Genomic DNA, 15921 nt, shown 5'->3' with positions numbered 1-15921 from the left:
AGCCCAAGCAAAGGATCAAGCGCTAAAATAAACCTGCGGCAGAAACCCTCAGCTATTGTTAACGGCCGCCCTTGCCTTTCTCCGGTTTGTTCATGACACGGCGACTTTCCGTGGCGCTGTTATCAGCCGGTCACGCAGCCAGATATTGGCTGGCGTTTCGACAAGGATGTGGAAGGTGTGGGCTATGGCGACGGTGCTGAAGACGATGACGAGATAAACGAGGTTGCTCCACTCGGGCGGGAAGGTGACGCCGCCGAGCGCAATCTTGAAGCCCCGGAAAATAAACGGGTGCAGCAGGTAAAGCGCATAGGATGAATCGCCGAGTTTTGCCAGCGGCCGTGCGAAACGGGGCAGGGAGATGTTTCTGGTCAAGGTTGCCGCTGCCATCAGCAAAATCGCGCCGCCGCCGAAAACGAGCAGCCGCGAAAAGGAATAACAGCCCGGATCGCACTTGAATCCTAGCCTGCTCAGATCGGTCAGCATCCAGAGCGCCAGGCCGCACAGGGCCGTTGCAAGCCCGAGCAGGGGCGGCAGGCGAACGCCTCGGAGGAAGAGGACTGCAATGAACATACCTGCGACGAATTCGAGAATGATCGGCTGAAACCAGAAGCTGAACGGCAGGCCGAGATCGAAGGCGGAGCCGATCATGACGGCGGCAAACAGCACGCCGGCTGTCGTGAATACCGCGCGCTCCAGCGGAAGGAAGATGAACGCTGCGAAAACGATATAAAAGAACATCTCGTAATTCAGCGTCCAGCCGAGATCGATCAGCGGAAACGGATAGGCGTCGCCATAACCCATGCTGTCATAGGGAATAAACAGGTAGGAGGTGAGGATCGACTGTAACGGCGGGAAGGCCTTTGCACTGATAAGGGTCACGCTGGCGGCCATGGCAAGCCGCAGGGTCAGCACAAACCAGTAAAGCGGAACGATGCGGAGAAACCGGCGCAGCAGAAACGCCGAACGACCGCCTGTCGCTGCGAAATAGGGCCGGGATGCATAAACGATGACAAAGCCGGAAATGACGAAAAACAGGTCGACACCGCCACCCAGCCGCAGCAGATGCAGTGGAAAAAGCGTGAATTGCCAGTTCACGTCTGCGTGCAGCGCAACAATCATGGTTGCCGCGACGGCGCGCATCACCTGAAGAACATCAAGACGCTGCGCCCCGGCAGCGGGCGCTTCTTTAAAGTTTTTCATCATCGTCAATCTATAAAAATAAAGATATATTTAGTATTATATTGCGGCCGCTTTTGCGGGGCGGAAGTCCAGTATTCAAGCAGGCTATCATGCAATGGACAGGCGCGATACACACAATTTTGCGATGCGGCATTTCCTGCGCGCCATTCAGAAAACTTCCAGAACCGTAAGCTGGTCGCTGACCGAAAGCCGGTATTGCCCGCTTTCCTGCGTGATTGTCTGCTGGCTCACGGAGCCGTCATCGCGGAAACGGTGTGCGATAACGTGACTATGCTGGCCGGCCACCGAAAATGTCGCAATCCGTTCGGCGGGCGGGTTTTCGATGCGGGCCGGCCATTGCCAGCCGGAAATTCCCAGCCAGACAGGCACGAGCAAAGCACCGTCCGTTCTTGTAAGGTGAAGGGATAATCTTTGGGAATCGGTGGTGAGGAAATCGAGCTGTCGTTGCTCCGGTCCGGTTCGCCGTTCTGCCCTGCAGAGGGAAAGAAGGGCGCGAACGGCCTCGTAGGCCGGGGTGCGGCTCAGATCGTGGCGCAGGAGGCCGAAGGAGGATTCCGGGTTTGTCTCATCGGCGGCGAAGCTTGAAACCATTTCATAGATGTAGGACCGGCGGATACCGCTGATGAAGCACCAGAGCAGCGTGCGCGGCATATAGCGCGCCTTGATGCCTTCGGTGACGGGGAAATGAAATGTCTTGGTTTGCAGCGAGGTATGGTAGCCCATTTCCGTGGCGAGCACCGGCCTGCCGGCCGCTATATGCGCCGAAGCGGCGACGGATTTCGAGAGTGCCCCCGGACCGGTCGTTTCGGGATGCTCCATCCCGGCGTAAGCGTGGATATTGCCGTAGTCGCAGGCATTTTTCAGGTCCAGCGCCAGCGCTCTGTTCGACAGGACATAACTTGGCGCCGCGACGGGCACCGCACTCAGGCGCGGAACCGAGCGGATGGTGTCGTGCAGCGCTGCCTGATGCTCCGCCGAAATGCGCGGAGCATTTTGCGGATCCTTCGTCAGGTTCGGTTCATTGCTGCCCTCGAAAACATCGATACCCGCGTCGCACCAGTCGTAGAAATCCGCCAGCCTGTCGAGCGGCGTGGAAACGTAAGGGTTGAGATTGTCGTAACAGATGACGGTGAGGCGAACGCCCGCCGCCACGATCCGGCGCAGCCGCCGAAAGACGGGGCTGTCGCGACTGTCTCTCGCGGTGATGAGCCCATCATCGCGCAGATGCCGGACGCCCAGTGCTTCGAGTTCCGGCACGATCCGCTCGAACTGTTCGGGATAGATGCCCGTGGGACGGGTGAAGTGACCGCACACCCCCACACTGTCCAGAAAGGCTTCGGTACTGGCTGAAGCAACCGTCTGCGCCCGTGCGGGAATGGCTTGCAAACCGGAGGCGGCGACCAACGCAAGGGGCGCGGCTGAAAGCAGGTTGCGCCGTGTCAGGCTGCCCATGGCGATCGGCGTTTTTCCATTCATCTGCGCCTCCTGGTGTGTCCGGAGAAAATATGAGCCAGATGTCATCACATGGACGTCACCGTGTTTAAATGGCGACGATGCCTCTCAACACGTCGAGATCAGAATGTCCTGGAAGTTTTCGGCATCTACAATCGCGCTGAAATCCATGTGTTTGAAATAAAATAGATATTATCAACTGGAATATAGTCGCAAGCTGCAACGCAACCGATTTCTCCCGATTGCCTGCACTTTAAAGTGGCTAAACCGTAACACGAGACCGGTTCTTTTCGCAACACCGCATGGCTTTTGCCGCGCCGCGAAAAAAATCACTTGAAATAGCGTCGATTCCCGTGCTTTTTGAAAAGTAGATTTTGGTAATTCATATTTTCAAACATTAGTTCTGCTCCGGCTCTTTTATTTTTGCAGATGTCTCACTGGTCTCTTGGAATGAAGGGAGACGAACGAGCCCGGGATGGACGCCATAGATTTTCGATGAAGGAAAACAGAGCGTATCCGCATGAGAATTCTCCATCTTAGCAGCCTTTATCCGCCGCATATCGTTGGTGGATGCGAACGCTCGGTCGAACATCTCGCCGAGGAACTCGTCTCCATGGGACATACGGTTGGCGCCGCCTGTATCGAGCGGCAGGCCGAACCTAAAACCATGCGCAACGGCGTCACCGTCTACCGCATGTTCCATAATAACGATTTCTGGCTCGAGGACTGGCCGCAATATTCGCCGCAGCAGCGGCGCATGCAGAAGCTCAAGCAGCAGTGGAATTTCGACGTCGAAAAGCAGTTCGAGGCCGTTCTCGACGATTTCAAACCTGACGTTCTCAACACCCACTCACTGCTGGATGTGACGACGCTGGTGTGGCGGGCGGCGAATAAGCGCGGCATTCCGATCGTTCACACGATCTGCGAATATGATCTCCTGTGCGGCAACGCCGCCATGTTCAAGGGCGGCAAGCCCTGCGAGCACATCCATCTCGGTTGTCAGGCGGTGAATTTCACCAAGAAATTCACCCAGCGTTATATCGGTGCTGTCGCAAGCGTCGGCACGGAAATCCTCAAGACGCATGTCAATCACGGGCTTTTCCACCACATTCCGGAAAGCCTGCGCCGCGTCATCTTTTATTCCTGCACGGTTCCGGAGGGCGATCCCGTCGCCCGCCGGCAGATCGACCGCACTGGCCGGCCGCTGACCTTCGGTTATATCGGCCGTATCAATACGGAAAAAGGCGTCGGCAACATGGTCGATGCCTTCAAGGAAATCGGCCACGGCAACTGGCGCTGTCTGGTCGCCGGCCATGCGATGGACGATTCGATCGAACGTTTCACGGCTCAGGCCGGCGATCTGCCGATCGAATTCGTCGGCTGGGCGAAACCGAAGGAGTTTCTCGAAGAGATCGACGTGCTCATCGTTCCTTCCTTCTGGGCGGAGCCTTCGCCACGCACGATCTACGAGGCTTATGCCATGGGCGTGCCGGTCATCGGCGCGGCCTCCGGCGGCATTCCGGAGCTGATCGGCGAGACCAACCATGACTGGCTGTTCGAACCGGGCAACGCCACGGACCTTGCCGCCCGTATCCGCCGCGTGCTGACGCTCTCGCGCGAAGAATTACCGACGGAGGCGGATTTCGGAAACATCGTCGAGGAATCCACCTCGCGTCGGGTCGGCGAAAATTATGTGAAACTCTATGAGGACGTCCTGACGCGCTACAGGCAAAGCCGAACCCTGCGTGCATCTTAACCGGCAGCGGACCCGGTCCGTTGCAGCGGTTTTCTTCGAAGGAGAGAGCATATGGTGGGAAGCAATAAGGGCAGCCTCCGCTTTCACGGCCTGGGCGTCGACTGTTTTGCGGTCGCTGCGCATGTTGCGTCAACGCGGCCGGCTTTACGGGTGGTGAATTGATGCCCGAAGCTACGTCGATAGGTAATGCTGCCCTGAAAGGCGTGTTCTGGTCCATCGTCCAGAACTGGGGAGGCAAGCTTTTCACCTCCATTCTCTTCATCGTTCTGGCCCGTTTCCTCAGTCCTACCGACTACGGCATGGTCGCCACCGCCGGGCTGGTGCTGATGCTGATCCAGATGGTGTCGGAGTTCGGATTCGCAGATGCGATCGTGCAGAAACGCAACCTGGAACCCGGCGATGTCAATCTGCCCTTTTATGCCTCGGTTGCCGTCGCGACGCTGCTGGCCATTGCCGTCTGCGTGTTTTCTCCGGAACTGGAACGCTGGTTCGAGGTCGAAGGACTGGCGCCGGTCATCGTGGCTATCTGCATATTGCTGCCGCTGAACACGGCATCGATGTTTCAGGAGGTGAATTATCGCCGCGCACTGGCTTTCAAGCCGCTGGCAATCAGAACCTTCATATCGAACATCGTCGGCGGTGGCGTGGCGATTGTTTTCGCGATCATAGGCATGGGCGTCTGGAGCCTCGTCGTGCAGACCTATGTCGCCACCCTCGTCACGCTGATCTGGCTCTGGCGAAAGCCGCACTGGCTGCCGGGCACCACTCTCAATCCCGGCACCTTCGTCGAACTGCTTCGCTTCGGTTCGTCGGCGCTCGGCCTTCGCATTGTCGATTTCGCGGCCACGCGCCTGATCGATTTCATGATCCTGGGGCGTTACGGGGTCGCGCTCTTCGGTCTCTACACCGTCGGCAGCCGCCTTTATCAACTTCTCATGCAATTGCTTCAGTCGGCACTTTATGACGTGTCGCTGACGGTGCTTTCGCGCGTCTCGCACGAGCGTGAACGCATGGCGGAACTTTACAAGCAGTTGATCGCAATATCCGCAATTGTCTCGACACCAGCCTTCGTGCTTTTTGCGGCACTGACGCCGGAGATTTGCCGCGTTTTGTTTGGGGCGCAGTGGCAAGGGGCAGATGAGATCGCGAGACCCCTGCTGCTTCTCGGTGCTTTACAATGTGTACAATTTCAAAACGGCCCGTTTCTCTCCGCACGCGGCAGCCCGAACAAGGTATTGATTGCCGGCGCCGTCAAATCGATTGCCACAATTCTGATGATTGTCTTCATACCGACAAGCGGTATCGATGAACTCGTCATTGTTTACGTATTTGGCCAGCTTGCTTCCACGCCCTTTACGTTCTTTTATGTTTCGCGCGAATTGGGCGTGTCGCTCCGAATAATAATGTCTCTGCTTCTGCCGAGTTTTGCCACCAGCGGTCTCTGCTTTGTGATCGTTCAATGGATGCGCCCTGAAATTGCTGCCCTGGGTTTAGGCGATTTCATGTCTGCAATACTGCTCGGATCCGTTTTCGTCTTAACTTATTTTTTGCTCATAGCGCTGGTTGCCCGAACGCAGGCGCGGTCGGCCCTTCTTTTCGTCACGAGCAAGGTACTCCCACGGAAGGAAGTGAATGCGTAAGCTCATAAAAAAAATCATTCCCGCACCGCTGCATCGTGAATGGGTGAAGTACAATGAACGCCGCAATCAGGATGTTACCATTCGTCACTTCTTTCACGCGCTGCAGGAACAAAAGCGACGTATAAAAAAACTCCCCGGTGGGGATCATATAAATCGGGTTTTGATTGTCGCCTGCGATCCCTATTCCGTTTTTGGCTCTATCGGTGATGATGCCATGATCACCGCGACAGTTCAGCATGCTCGCGCAAGAAATCCTGATGTCGAAGTCGATATACTGGTCGAGGGAACAGGTGCCGCGGACCTGGTTCGCCAGAGGGGATTTAATCCCGTTGATCTCTTTGGCGAAATTGATTTTTCCGAAGCACTTCTAAATCACTTTGAAGCGCGGCGATACGATTGCGTCGTGGTGGTTGGAGCGGATGTGATGGATGGATATTACCATCCGTTGGTCAGCGCAAAACTCCTGGCAAGTGCTGATTTGGCTGCGGCTGCCGGGATAAAAAATGTCATCCTCGGTTTCAGTTTCAATCAAGCGCCTCATCCCGCTCTGGCTATGTTTTATAGCGCCCTGCATCCCGACGTTTCGATTAATGTGCGCGATCCGGTTTCCCTCAGCCGCCTGCAATCCTTCGCCAGGACAAACGCGGTACTGGTTGCCGATTCGGCGTTCAGCCTTGTTGCCTCAGAACCGGATCAAGACACCGTCTCCTGGATCAAACGGAAACGTGACGAGGGATACAGGGTGATGGGCTTCAACCTGCATCCCATGCTGTTCAAAAATGCTGACCGCAGCCAGGTCGATACCATCATCAAGCGTGGAGCTGAGGCATTGCACTTCGTGGCGGATGCACGACCCGTCTGCTGGCTTCTTATGCCGCATGATTACCGGGAGGGTTTCGGTGACCAATTTTGCCTTCAGGCGATTGCCGGGCAGGTTCCTGATTCGCTGGCAGATAGGGTTAGATATCTGAACGGCAAGTGGTCCGCATCCGTTCTCAAGGGCATTGCAGCGCAACTGGATGGAATTGTCAGTGGGCGCATGCATCTCGCAATAGCAGGGCTGGGTAAAGGCGTTCCGGTCATATGTATCGCCTATCAGGGGAAATTCGAAGGACTATACCAGCATTTCGCCCTATCTTCGTCGGAACTGCTCGCTCCCTCCGCCTTCTATAGCGATGACGGAATAAGGAATGCCTTGATGGAGTTTGTCGAGAATGCTGATGACCTTCGCGAGCAGGTCAAGCGGAAATTGCCTGATGTTCTCAGCCTGTCAAAAAACAATTTTCAGATTTTCGAGTCCTTTCCAAAACAGAATCAATCGTTCTCATGAAAGTTGCTTTCGTCTCAGCCATTCCCGCCGTTCCTGCGTCAGAGGGTAACCGCAGCCGGATTCTCCAGCTGACACGTGCCGTTCGCAGCCTGGGACATGAGGTGCATTTCGTCTATGTTGATACGCCGATTGCCGCCGATTTCGATCCGGTCGTGCATGAAGTGGAATTCGGTTCCGGACGTCTGCATTTCGTATCACAGCAGCGGAATCGTTTTAAAACACGGCTTATCGGGGATTTGGGTTTCGAAGCTGAAGTCATAGCGTTTCGAGCGATTCGAAAGGTCCACCGCCTTCTCGGTCACGACAGCGGTTTTTATAATCACCTCGACGAGTTCTATTATCCCGAAATCGGCCGGCAGGTTCGGGACCTTCAGCGCCGGCTTGGTCTCGATGCTGTCATCGTCGAATATGCCTTTCATTCGCGGGCGTTCCTGGGATTGCCGAAGGGTGTGCTGCGCATTCTCGATACCCATGATTCCTTCGCCGACCGACACAAGGCTTTCGTCAACACCGCGAACAAATATGGATACTGGTTCTCCGTTCCGCCGGCCGTGGAGAGCAAGGCTTTCCGCCGTGCGGATGTGGTTGTCGCCATTCAGGAGGAAGAGGAGCGGACGTTCAGGCAGCGGCTGGGGGCAGAGCCGCCGGTTGTTGCGACCGTCAGTCATATTCTCGATCTCGGTGGAAGAGTGGAAGACTTCACGCCGAGTGACTTCTTGTTCCTCGGTTCCGGCAACGACGCCAACATTATTTCCCTGAAGGGGTTCGTGCAGAACGTCATGCCGCTGGTCAGGGCGGCCCGGCCGGATATTCGTCTGGTTCTGGCGGGCGGCATATGCGGCAAGATCGAAGACGGGGAAGGCATTCTCAAGCTCGGTCGCGTGGATAATCTGAAGGACGCCTTCGCGCGCGCGCCACTCTCCATCAATCCCATCACGCTCGGAACAGGCATCAATATAAAATTGCTCGATGCCCTGGCTGCCGGTGTTCCGACAATCAGCACCCGGACAGGTGTTCGGGGACTTTCGGAACGATACCGGCGCGGCGTGGTCATTGTGGAGGATAATGACCATCGGGCTTTCGCCGACGCGATCCTGCAGCTCGCCTCCAGCCGCGATCAGCGGCAGGAACTGGGAAACAGGGCGTTTGAGGACGCCGTTGAATGGAATCGCCAGCAAATGGCGGTCCTCGATGATATTCTGAGCGGCAGGCAGGCTGGTTGAAACCAGACCTTGATGCCGCTTTCGAGCCTTCTCTTGGACGTGCGGTCTAACGCGGGCAGGGTGGCTTTGGGCGTTCGAGTGGTCAGGGAAGACCTGATAGCTTTCTCAGGTCGCTATTGATGCGTGACTGCCAGCCTTTGCCCATGGCTTTGTAGTGCTCCACTAAATCAGGATCGAGACGGATCGTAACCGGCGTTTTCGGTGCATCCGCCCTTGGCCTGCCACGGCGCGCAATTTCCCGATCAATGCTCTTGGCAAGGTCAGGGAAAACCGCCCCGAACGGTTTGGCTTGCGCCATCTCTTTATCGGTGGCTTCGGGGGCGTCCGGATCGGACGCTATCATTTTCTGAATCTCCGCTTCTTCCTTATTGGTAAGCGGGCGTTTCGAAGAAAATTTTAAGGGCATGAGAGCCTCCTTTCCTTGGTGCTGGCTGGCCGCATGGAAATGACGGACAGGGCCTGCGAACCTAGCGGGCTGAACACCACCGCAATGATGATGCGACCCTGAAACTCACCTATAGCCATAAAGCGGTCTTCCTTGGCGGGAAGAACGATAGAGCTTGCAAAGAACTCAATCGTCAGATCGGCAAAATCGAGGCCATGCTTCTCGATATTCGTCAGCCGTTTCGTTTCGTCATAAGTGATTTTCATATTATGTACGTACAATAAATTGGCGACATATGCAAGATTTTTGTAAGTACAAAAAATCCTGGGTTAGCCTATCAGGTGCAAGCCCGCATCAGAAAGCCTGAGAACGGTGAGCCTGCCTGTGGTGAATGCACCCGTGTCGATGCCGATCCGTTGCGGGCCGGTTTCCGGCTCGGTTACCGGCGTGTGGCCGTGGATGACGACGAGGTCCAGCCCGGCCCCTTGTGACAGGAACGGTTCCCTGATCCAGAGCATGTCCTCATCCGTTTGCGCCTCCAGCGGCAATCCCGGTCTCAAGCCGGCATGCACGAAAATATACGGTCCTATCCGGGCGTAGATCGGCAGGCTGGATAAAAGCTGGCGGTGGGTCTGCGGAATTGCGCCGAGCAGGGCGTCCCTGAATGGCTGCAGTCTCAGGCGGCCCTTTTGCAGGAAATAGTCGATATCGACGCCGTAGGATAAAAGCGTCTGGCGGCCACCGAAGTCCAGCCAGTGCATATTCTGCTGCGGATTTTCGAGAAAATCATGGAAGAGCTGCTCGTGGTTGCCGCAAAGCGCAATACGGCGCAGCGGCGCGGGCGGCGGCTGGAGCAAATGTTCGAGAACGCCACGGGAATCGCGCCCGCGATCGACATAGTCGCCGAGGAGAACGACCAGCGCGGGAGAAGGGTCGGGCCCCAGATCGGCAAGGATTTTCCGCTCCGCCTGCAACAGCAGGTCGAGGCTGCCATGCACGTCGCCAATGGCATAGATCGGGAAGGACGCCGGCTTGTCGCCAAGGTCAATTCTGCGCCGCCTCCGGTCGTCGCGGGAGGCTGGTTGTTTACGACCGCGAATCCAGTTGAGCACCTTGGGCATAGCTGCCGATACTGTCTCTCCCGCACAAGGTCAAGAGCGTTGAAGGCGGCGGTCGCATCACCCGCCAAAGCTGCGTTGACGCGTCGATTCTGTGGGGAAAGAATACCCGCTTTGAGGGTCGAAAGATACGTTGCCTTAAACCGGCAACCGAAATGCTTGCCGTCCGAAAGGGCGGCTTCAGCCTGAAACCGTGTTCTAGAGTTTCAGCCAGACACGCGGGTCCTCGTGCGACTGAATCTTGATCCATTTCAGATCCACCGCTTTCCATGGCTTGACGACATTGGTGCGGTTATCCAGCACCAGATCGCCCTGGCTGGTGCTGACGACCAGAACGGCATGTCCTATGCCATCCGTCGTGCGGGCTGTGGCGATGCGTAGGGCGCCTGAAGGCCAGCCGGCGCGCAGGAGACGTTGCCGCTTGGTGACCGCAAAATCTTCACAGTCGCCGCTTGCCGGGTTCAGTTTCCAGTCGTCTTCGCCGTCTTGCTCCCCGATATAGCTTATCGAGGTGTTGATCTCGGCGTTGATGCGCTGGAGTTCCGTGCGCTTCTGCTTGCTCAGTTCCACCGTATCGCGGTCGCCAATCCGGAGGCACTGGTCAGCGGCGCTTTCACAGAATTTCGCAAAGGCAATGGGTGCGATGGTGGGACGGCTCGTGGTCATGAACTGGCCGGGCCGCGAGGCACCGGGCTTCTGGGCAAGGCCACCGAGCTGGACGGCGGATGCCGTTGTCGCAACACTTGCCGCCACGCCGGCAGCGACGACAAAAATCTTTGCCAGACGGATTGTTCTCTTCGCCATGTCCTTGCCCCTGCACAATTGTCTTGTCTTGTGCCTGGCACCATAGCGACCCATTCTTGCGGGCCGTTTAAGTCGATAGATTGCATTTTAACGAAATCTAATTTTGTTACAGCGCGCTGAAAACAGCCGGAAAACCGGGCTCGCGCTCACCTGCAGCGGGTTCGCCCCTCGGTGTCGACAATACAGGTTTGCTGCGGGACAGCCCGCCTGAGTTCACGCCGGGTCTCGGGGGAGGCGCGGCTTGCCGGCGGCCGGTCGTAATTTCGGTAAACTTCGAAATTGCGCCCGCCAATCGTTCCCTGCGCCCCGCCGCGGCCATCCGGCGTTACTTCGAAATTCTGATATTGCTGGGCATGGGCGCTTGCGGAGAGGCAGATGAGGGCGGTCAGGACGCCGGCCGCCAGGCCGCCCCGCAATGCTGCCGCTTGCTGCCTGCCCAACCTCATGAAGGTTCCTCCATTGACGGAAATGATGAATGTAGCCGCCGCACATTTGCCATGCCCGGCGCGCATTGATTTTCCAGTCGTCCGTCGGGGGTAATCATATCACCGATAGTGCATCCGGTGTTAGAAGGATTTGTGCTTGGCAAAGGCCCGAATCGCCTTCCTGCCGCATCAGCCAGCGGTGTCACAACGCCAGGAGGTGTCACCGTGCCGTTCGATCGTCAGGAATGCGAAAAAGGCCATTCTACGGCTCAAAAATTAAGCTCTTCGCCGCTGCATTTATAGGCTTCACAATCCTGTAACAACGGACCTAATATACAAGTGCAGATGCCGAATCGCTCAGGAGAAGCCCTTGACGATTGCAGTTTCACCACAGGCCCTGCCGGCGCTCGTTCTGAACGCAGACTACAGGCCACTGAGTTATTATCCCTTGTCGTTATGGTCCTGGCAGGACGCGATCAAGGCCGTCTTTCTAGACCGTGTGAACATCATTGCAGAATATGATCACGCGGTGTCGTCCCCCAGCTTTTCCATGCGGCTGCCGAGCGTCGTCAGCCTCAAGACCTATGTGCAGCCCACCCGCAATCCCGCCTTTACCCGCTTCAACGTTTTCCTTCGGGACAAGTTCGAATGCCAGTATTGCGGCACGCGGGACGAATTGACCTTCGACCATGTGATTCCCCGCGCGCATGGCGGTGAAACCACCTGGCACAATGTCGTTGCGGCGTGCTCTCCCTGCAACCTTAAAAAAGGCAGCAAGCTTCCCAAGCAGGCGGGCATGTTCCCGGCGCAGAAGCCCTTCCAGCCCACGGTTCAGGATCTGCACAATAACGGGCGGCTGTTCCCGCCCAATTATCTGCACGAAAGCTGGATGGACTATCTTTACTGGGATACCGAACTGCAGCCCTGATCTTTCGAGGACTGCAACGCGGTTTTCCGCTTACCGGCTTTTACGGCTCGCGCCAAAAAAGGCGACTGCCGCAAGTGCAACGCTTGCGATGACATTCCAGCCCGCGAAGGAAAGGCCGAGCACCCGCAAAGCGGCGTCGTTGCAGGAAGGCGCCTTGATGGCGTTCAGATTGCCCAGCAGATCGCCGGCATTGGTGGTGATGGAAGGCGCCCCGGTGGCGCAGGTGATCGGCCCTTCCCAGAAGCCCCATTCTACACCGGCATGATAAACGCCGAGCCCGGCACCGATCAGCATCGCCACGCCGATAAGGGCAAGCAGCAGCCGGGTGATCTGGACCGGCAATTTGAAGATGCTGGTCGCAATGGCCAATATGCCCAGCGGAATGGCGTAATAATAGGGATCGCGCTGCAACAGGCACAGCGCGCAGGGCGTATAACCGCCTATATGCTGGAAACCGAGGGCGGAGCCGACGGTGAAGATCATTCCCGCCGTGACGCCGAGAGCGGCGAGCGTGCGGCTATTGTCGGCGGTGGTCGCATTGGCCATGTTGTTTTCCTCAAACTTCGCGAAGAAGCAGATATCCCGGACGGGCTTTCAAAAAGGCGGGCGTGATGGCGAAATTAAGTCGCCGGTCCTCACGGGGTGTAACGGGCTTCGTCTAATCGAGTCCGCCGCATCTGGCAAATGAAAGCCTGGTAATATTCAGGGGGTGCGCAAGCAAAGTTTCGTGAGCTTGTCAGCGGCGTGTGGCCATTGAAGAATTTACTGGCGCGTGCGGGATAAAGCCTAGAGAAATCAAGCGCTTTTGGAAATGATACCCCAAGCCAGGTCGCTGATTTTTAACGAAATTAGCGACTTGTTTTGTTTTTGGACCTCATAATAGTTTTCCACGCGGTCATTACGCTTTTTCAAAAGTGTCCAACGCCTGCCCGCTCTGATAGTTGTTGTTGTAGCGGGAGTGCACTCAATCCGCAGCAGATGACTTGAAGACGAATTAGTTAGTCTTAGGCAAAGTGCGAAGATCGTCAAATCAACGGACAATCGGATCGAGTACAGACCCTGCATTCGCACCGAACATTCGCTCGTGAAGACTGATGAGTTCTCGCTCCGTTAAACCAGAAATACAGTCGGCCGCATATCGTGGTAGCCTACCTGCATTGACGTCCCAGATGTATTTCAACCTCGTTGGCAAATATCCTGGGGGGCCTTTCTCAGACTCACTGCACAGTGCGCCGAAGACGTCTGCGATTATTTTCTTTTGTCCTCGCTGTTGAGCGAGCAGAGCTGGGTTGCTAATAATGTAGTGCTTCGTAATTTCCTTTAGAAGCCTAACTTCGGCTTGCACACCGAGAGAAATCTTCAGGCCGCTGCTCTTGAAGTCTAGTGTCGTTTCTTTGATGAATCGACCGATTAACTCCGATGTAAAGGTTCGCAGACTGACGCGCTGCCCGCGCGAACCTTCGTAGGGAGCTAAGAGATCAGGAGGAAACAAGTCGATAATGTCCGCTATCCTAGAGTATGCATCGTCTAGGAGAGTATCAATGTCATGCGGGGGATTATGCCAGCGCTGTTTTGCAGACTTTTTTACGGCTTCCCCTTTTTCATCGAGGATGAGCCGCCAAGGAATTGCGTTGCATCTATGGAAATCCTCCAAGTCATGGACAGAATAAGCGATATCGTCGGCCCAATCCATTAGAGCCGCTTCCAACGTTTGTTCGTCCCCCGGATGATATTTTCGCGCAAAGTCGAACGCATCTGCATCGACTCTGTACGCGCTCCACTTTTTACTTTTATTTGGGTGCTCGCGATCTCTGTGCCACGGATACTTCAACACAGCAGCCAACGTCGCGCGGGTCAAATTCAAGCCTTGGACTTCGGTAAACCGAACGCCAAGAGCTGTCACAATTCGAAAGGTCTGAGCATTCCCCTCAAAACCGTCCGTATCGCCAGCGTTTTCTACGAGGCGATTTAATTCGTATTCACCTGCGTGACCAAAGGGTGGATGGCCCAGATCGTGCGCAAGGCAAGCCGCTTCCACTGCCTCCACATCAAGTCCGTGGTACCTACTCTCTACCTTGTATTTGTCGAGGCAGATTTCAGCCAAACGCCGTCCAATTTGTGCTACCTTGTAGGTATGCTGTTGGCGCGTGTGAAACACGTCTGCCTCGCCGGCGCGAACTATCTGCGTCACTCCGGCGAGTCTATGGAACGACGACGAATATTGTATTCTGTCTCGATCTATGGCGAATTGATTGCGCTGGTCTTGCTTAGAGAAGTCGTGTTGACGTTCCGCACGCTCTGCTAGTCGCCATTCAGGCTGCGGCAAGGCGGGTCTCTACAATTACGACACGCATGCGCTCATCAAGGCGTATTCTACCGCGCTCAAATGCAAGTTGGATCGCTCTCCTCGATTCCGTGGGGTTGAAGCCAGCAACCCCCATCGCACTTATAAGTGAACCTGCAGAGATCGGCTGTTTTGCGGCCAATATCTCCATCAATGTGTCAAATACGCTGCTTTTTACCGACATGAACGTATCCCTTGTTTTGCTCCTGCTATTACGCAGTAACATCCCTTACTCGTCTCTTAACGGATTCCTGCGACATGCGATTTTCTTACCGCTTCATTCTTGGTTATGCAACGCTGAACATTGAAGAATGGTTGCGCGCTTTTTCGACGCACGCAAATCCTAACTCACAAAAATGATTATAACAATTCACTTCGTATTTCTGTGCCTCAGCCAAAAATCACGCACGTTTTTTCCTCAGGTAAGTTAAATCGGCTACATATTTTGGCAACTGGTCTCGGAAACAATGCGATGAAGCTGACTTTACGCACTGCAGCGCTCACGGCCTGATAACACTGACGCTGCACGGCTTGCCGATACTGGTGTGACCGAACACCAAATTATAGCGATCACCTCGAAAGAGGTTATCCGCTACATCAAGGTGGAGCACCAAAAAATGCTCGCAAAGAGCGCCGTCAAGCTTATGGATCAGGCCGTAGACGACAGCGACGATTGACCAAAAGCAGAACAAAGTGTCCAACTTTTCTATGTGGTGTGAACTACTTGGACATTTCAGACCGGAAAACCTAAGAAAATCAGTGTGATTTTCAGGAAATGGTACCCCAAGCCGGGCCGCTGATTTTGAACGAAATCAGCGGCTTCTACAATTCTTGGACATACGAGATCATTGATGGTTCATTTTCTTTTCTGACAAAGTGTCCAACCCGGTTCGGTGCGTGATGCAGCGGGTTTCACTTTACGGTGAACCGCATTGGGTCTTTATGTTCGTGAGTATGAAAATTGTGGTCGACCCGCGAGGGCTGTTGTGACAATGTGCGTTGGGACTTTTCAAATCGGAGCGAATTGCTCATAAGTTCCCATTGGTATCAGGCTTGTCTAACAAATTTGGTGATGTTTTTCAGATGACAGCGGTGGTTGAAGCAGTTGACTTGTTCTGCGGCGCAGGTGGTCTCTCTTACGGGCTGCTGAAAGCTGGGGTTATCGTTCGCGCAGGACTGGATTTCGACGGAAAATGCGAATTTCCGTTCACCGAGAATGTTGATTTGCACTGAGAAGTGACCCGGCATTTGCGCCGAGAACTGACCCGCCTCTTAGGTATGTTTCGGGTCGGTGGTGGTGGTCAAGTTCCTACTTT

The 15921-nt window shown here is 55.4% G+C and carries 17 protein-coding genes; 7 read left to right on the top strand and 10 right to left on the bottom strand.

Annotated elements, in window-relative coordinates:
• Positions 1 to 90: 90 nt before the first annotated feature.
• Together ACQZ5K_RS11990 and ACQZ5K_RS11985 are read right to left on the bottom strand one after the other, a co-directional pair.
• Positions 91 to 1203, bottom strand: coding sequence for an acyltransferase family protein (locus ACQZ5K_RS11990; RefSeq protein WP_174057930.1), 1113 nt, complete (start codon positions 1201 to 1203; stop codon positions 91 to 93).
• A 144-nt stretch (positions 1204 to 1347) separates the two neighbouring features.
• On the bottom strand, positions 1348 to 2676 hold the full coding sequence (locus ACQZ5K_RS11985) for a hypothetical protein (RefSeq protein ID WP_174057929.1): 1329 nt from the start codon (positions 2674 to 2676) through the stop codon (positions 1348 to 1350).
• A gap of 496 nt (positions 2677 to 3172) precedes the next feature.
• Here ACQZ5K_RS11985 and ACQZ5K_RS11980 point away from each other — a divergent pair, with 496 nt between their 5' ends.
• The 4 genes from ACQZ5K_RS11980 to ACQZ5K_RS11965 all read left to right on the top strand — a co-directional run bounded on the left by ACQZ5K_RS11980 (position 3173) and on the right by ACQZ5K_RS11965 (position 8601).
• Positions 3173 to 4408, top strand: coding sequence for a glycosyltransferase family 4 protein (locus ACQZ5K_RS11980; RefSeq protein WP_174057928.1), 1236 nt, complete (start codon positions 3173 to 3175; stop codon positions 4406 to 4408).
• 161 nt (positions 4409 to 4569) lie between these two features.
• Entirely contained in the window at positions 4570 to 6048 is a 1479-nt protein-coding gene (locus ACQZ5K_RS11975; RefSeq protein WP_174057927.1) for a lipopolysaccharide biosynthesis protein, read from the top strand.
• Positions 6041 to 7378, top strand: coding sequence for a polysaccharide pyruvyl transferase family protein (locus ACQZ5K_RS11970; RefSeq protein ID WP_174057926.1), 1338 nt, complete (start codon positions 6041 to 6043; stop codon positions 7376 to 7378). Before ACQZ5K_RS11975 ends, ACQZ5K_RS11970 begins: the two co-directional genes overlap by 8 nt.
• Entirely contained in the window at positions 7375 to 8601 is a 1227-nt protein-coding gene (locus ACQZ5K_RS11965; RefSeq protein ID WP_174057925.1) for a glycosyltransferase family 4 protein, read from the top strand. Before ACQZ5K_RS11970 ends, ACQZ5K_RS11965 begins: the two co-directional genes overlap by 4 nt.
• Before the next feature lie 82 nt (positions 8602 to 8683).
• On the opposite strand, the gene ACQZ5K_RS11960 is transcribed toward ACQZ5K_RS11965, so the two are convergent.
• From ACQZ5K_RS11960 to ACQZ5K_RS11940, 5 genes are all read right to left on the bottom strand, one after another.
• Positions 8684 to 9007 (bottom strand): BrnA antitoxin family protein, encoded by a 324-nt coding sequence (locus tag ACQZ5K_RS11960; RefSeq protein ID WP_142780597.1) that lies wholly within the window; start codon positions 9005 to 9007, stop codon positions 8684 to 8686.
• On the bottom strand, positions 8998 to 9252 hold the full coding sequence (locus ACQZ5K_RS11955) for a BrnT family toxin (protein WP_020811775.1): 255 nt from the start codon (positions 9250 to 9252) through the stop codon (positions 8998 to 9000). Before ACQZ5K_RS11955 ends, ACQZ5K_RS11960 begins: the two co-directional genes overlap by 10 nt.
• 63 nt (positions 9253 to 9315) lie before the next feature.
• On the bottom strand, positions 9316 to 10107 hold the full coding sequence (locus tag ACQZ5K_RS11950; RefSeq protein ID WP_080854411.1) for a metallophosphoesterase family protein: 792 nt from the start codon (positions 10105 to 10107) through the stop codon (positions 9316 to 9318).
• 195 nt (positions 10108 to 10302) lie between these two features.
• Complete coding sequence (locus tag ACQZ5K_RS11945; protein ID WP_174057924.1) at positions 10303 to 10908, bottom strand: transglutaminase-like cysteine peptidase; 606 nt, start codon at positions 10906 to 10908, stop codon at positions 10303 to 10305.
• Positions 10909 to 11054: 146 nt separating this feature from the next.
• Positions 11055 to 11354 (bottom strand): hypothetical protein, encoded by a 300-nt coding sequence (locus tag ACQZ5K_RS11940; RefSeq protein WP_174057923.1) that lies wholly within the window; start codon positions 11352 to 11354, stop codon positions 11055 to 11057.
• 349 nt (positions 11355 to 11703) lie between these two features.
• Here ACQZ5K_RS11940 and ACQZ5K_RS11935 point away from each other — a divergent pair, with 349 nt between their 5' ends.
• Positions 11704 to 12261: an HNH endonuclease gene (locus ACQZ5K_RS11935; protein ID WP_003585610.1), complete on the top strand. Its 558-nt coding sequence runs from the start codon at positions 11704 to 11706 to the stop codon at positions 12259 to 12261.
• A 30-nt stretch (positions 12262 to 12291) separates the two neighbouring features.
• On the opposite strand, the gene ACQZ5K_RS11930 is transcribed toward ACQZ5K_RS11935, so the two are convergent.
• From ACQZ5K_RS11930 to ACQZ5K_RS11920, 3 genes are all read right to left on the bottom strand, one after another.
• Positions 12292 to 12807 carry a disulfide bond formation protein B gene (locus ACQZ5K_RS11930; protein WP_035264342.1) on the bottom strand — a complete coding sequence of 172 codons (516 nt, stop codon included), beginning with the start codon at positions 12805 to 12807 and terminating at the stop codon, positions 12292 to 12294.
• Between the two features lie 484 nt (positions 12808 to 13291).
• On the bottom strand, positions 13292 to 14587 hold the full coding sequence (locus ACQZ5K_RS11925) for a deoxyguanosinetriphosphate triphosphohydrolase family protein (protein WP_174057922.1): 1296 nt from the start codon (positions 14585 to 14587) through the stop codon (positions 13292 to 13294).
• A complete protein-coding gene (locus ACQZ5K_RS11920; protein WP_174057921.1) occupies positions 14574 to 14789 on the bottom strand; it encodes a hypothetical protein in 216 nt (71 codons plus the stop codon). Before ACQZ5K_RS11920 ends, ACQZ5K_RS11925 begins: the two co-directional genes overlap by 14 nt.
• A 361-nt stretch (positions 14790 to 15150) precedes the next feature.
• Here ACQZ5K_RS11920 and ACQZ5K_RS11915 point away from each other — a divergent pair, with 361 nt between their 5' ends.
• Entirely contained in the window at positions 15151 to 15282 is a 132-nt protein-coding gene (locus ACQZ5K_RS11915) for a hypothetical protein (protein ID WP_272870585.1), read from the top strand.
• 376 nt (positions 15283 to 15658) lie between these two features.
• Positions 15659 to 15838: a hypothetical protein gene (locus ACQZ5K_RS11910; RefSeq protein ID WP_448740462.1), complete on the top strand. Its 180-nt coding sequence runs from the start codon at positions 15659 to 15661 to the stop codon at positions 15836 to 15838.
• The last annotated feature ends 83 nt before the right edge of the window (positions 15839 to 15921 follow it).

The organism is Agrobacterium sp. 22-226-1 (assembly GCF_053522345.1).
This window is presented reverse-complemented; position numbering and strand designations above follow the sequence as displayed.

Excerpts from the sequence above, each read along its gene's own strand:
- ACQZ5K_RS11920 (WP_174057921.1), bottom strand. The coding sequence starts at position 14,789 with ATGTCGGTAAAAAGCAGCGTATTTGACACATTGATGGAGATATTGGCC.
- ACQZ5K_RS11970 (WP_174057926.1), top strand. The coding sequence starts at position 6,041 with ATGCGTAAGCTCATAAAAAAAATCATTCCCGCACCGCTGCATCGTGAA.
- ACQZ5K_RS11980 (WP_174057928.1), top strand. The coding sequence starts at position 3,173 with ATGAGAATTCTCCATCTTAGCAGCCTTTATCCGCCGCATATCGTTGGT.
- ACQZ5K_RS11965 (WP_174057925.1), top strand. The coding sequence starts at position 7,375 with ATGAAAGTTGCTTTCGTCTCAGCCATTCCCGCCGTTCCTGCGTCAGAG.
- ACQZ5K_RS11940 (WP_174057923.1), bottom strand. The coding sequence starts at position 11,354 with ATGAGGTTGGGCAGGCAGCAAGCGGCAGCATTGCGGGGCGGCCTGGCG.
- ACQZ5K_RS11960 (WP_142780597.1), bottom strand. The coding sequence starts at position 9,007 with ATGCCCTTAAAATTTTCTTCGAAACGCCCGCTTACCAATAAGGAAGAA.
- ACQZ5K_RS11955 (WP_020811775.1), bottom strand. The coding sequence starts at position 9,252 with ATGAAAATCACTTATGACGAAACGAAACGGCTGACGAATATCGAGAAG.
- ACQZ5K_RS11975 (WP_174057927.1), top strand. The coding sequence starts at position 4,570 with ATGCCCGAAGCTACGTCGATAGGTAATGCTGCCCTGAAAGGCGTGTTC.
- ACQZ5K_RS11950 (WP_080854411.1), bottom strand. The coding sequence starts at position 10,107 with ATGCCCAAGGTGCTCAACTGGATTCGCGGTCGTAAACAACCAGCCTCC.
- ACQZ5K_RS11990 (WP_174057930.1), bottom strand. The coding sequence starts at position 1,203 with ATGATGAAAAACTTTAAAGAAGCGCCCGCTGCCGGGGCGCAGCGTCTT.
- ACQZ5K_RS11945 (WP_174057924.1), bottom strand. The coding sequence starts at position 10,908 with ATGGCGAAGAGAACAATCCGTCTGGCAAAGATTTTTGTCGTCGCTGCC.
- ACQZ5K_RS11930 (WP_035264342.1), bottom strand. The coding sequence starts at position 12,807 with ATGGCCAATGCGACCACCGCCGACAATAGCCGCACGCTCGCCGCTCTC.
- ACQZ5K_RS11985 (WP_174057929.1), bottom strand. The coding sequence starts at position 2,676 with ATGAATGGAAAAACGCCGATCGCCATGGGCAGCCTGACACGGCGCAAC.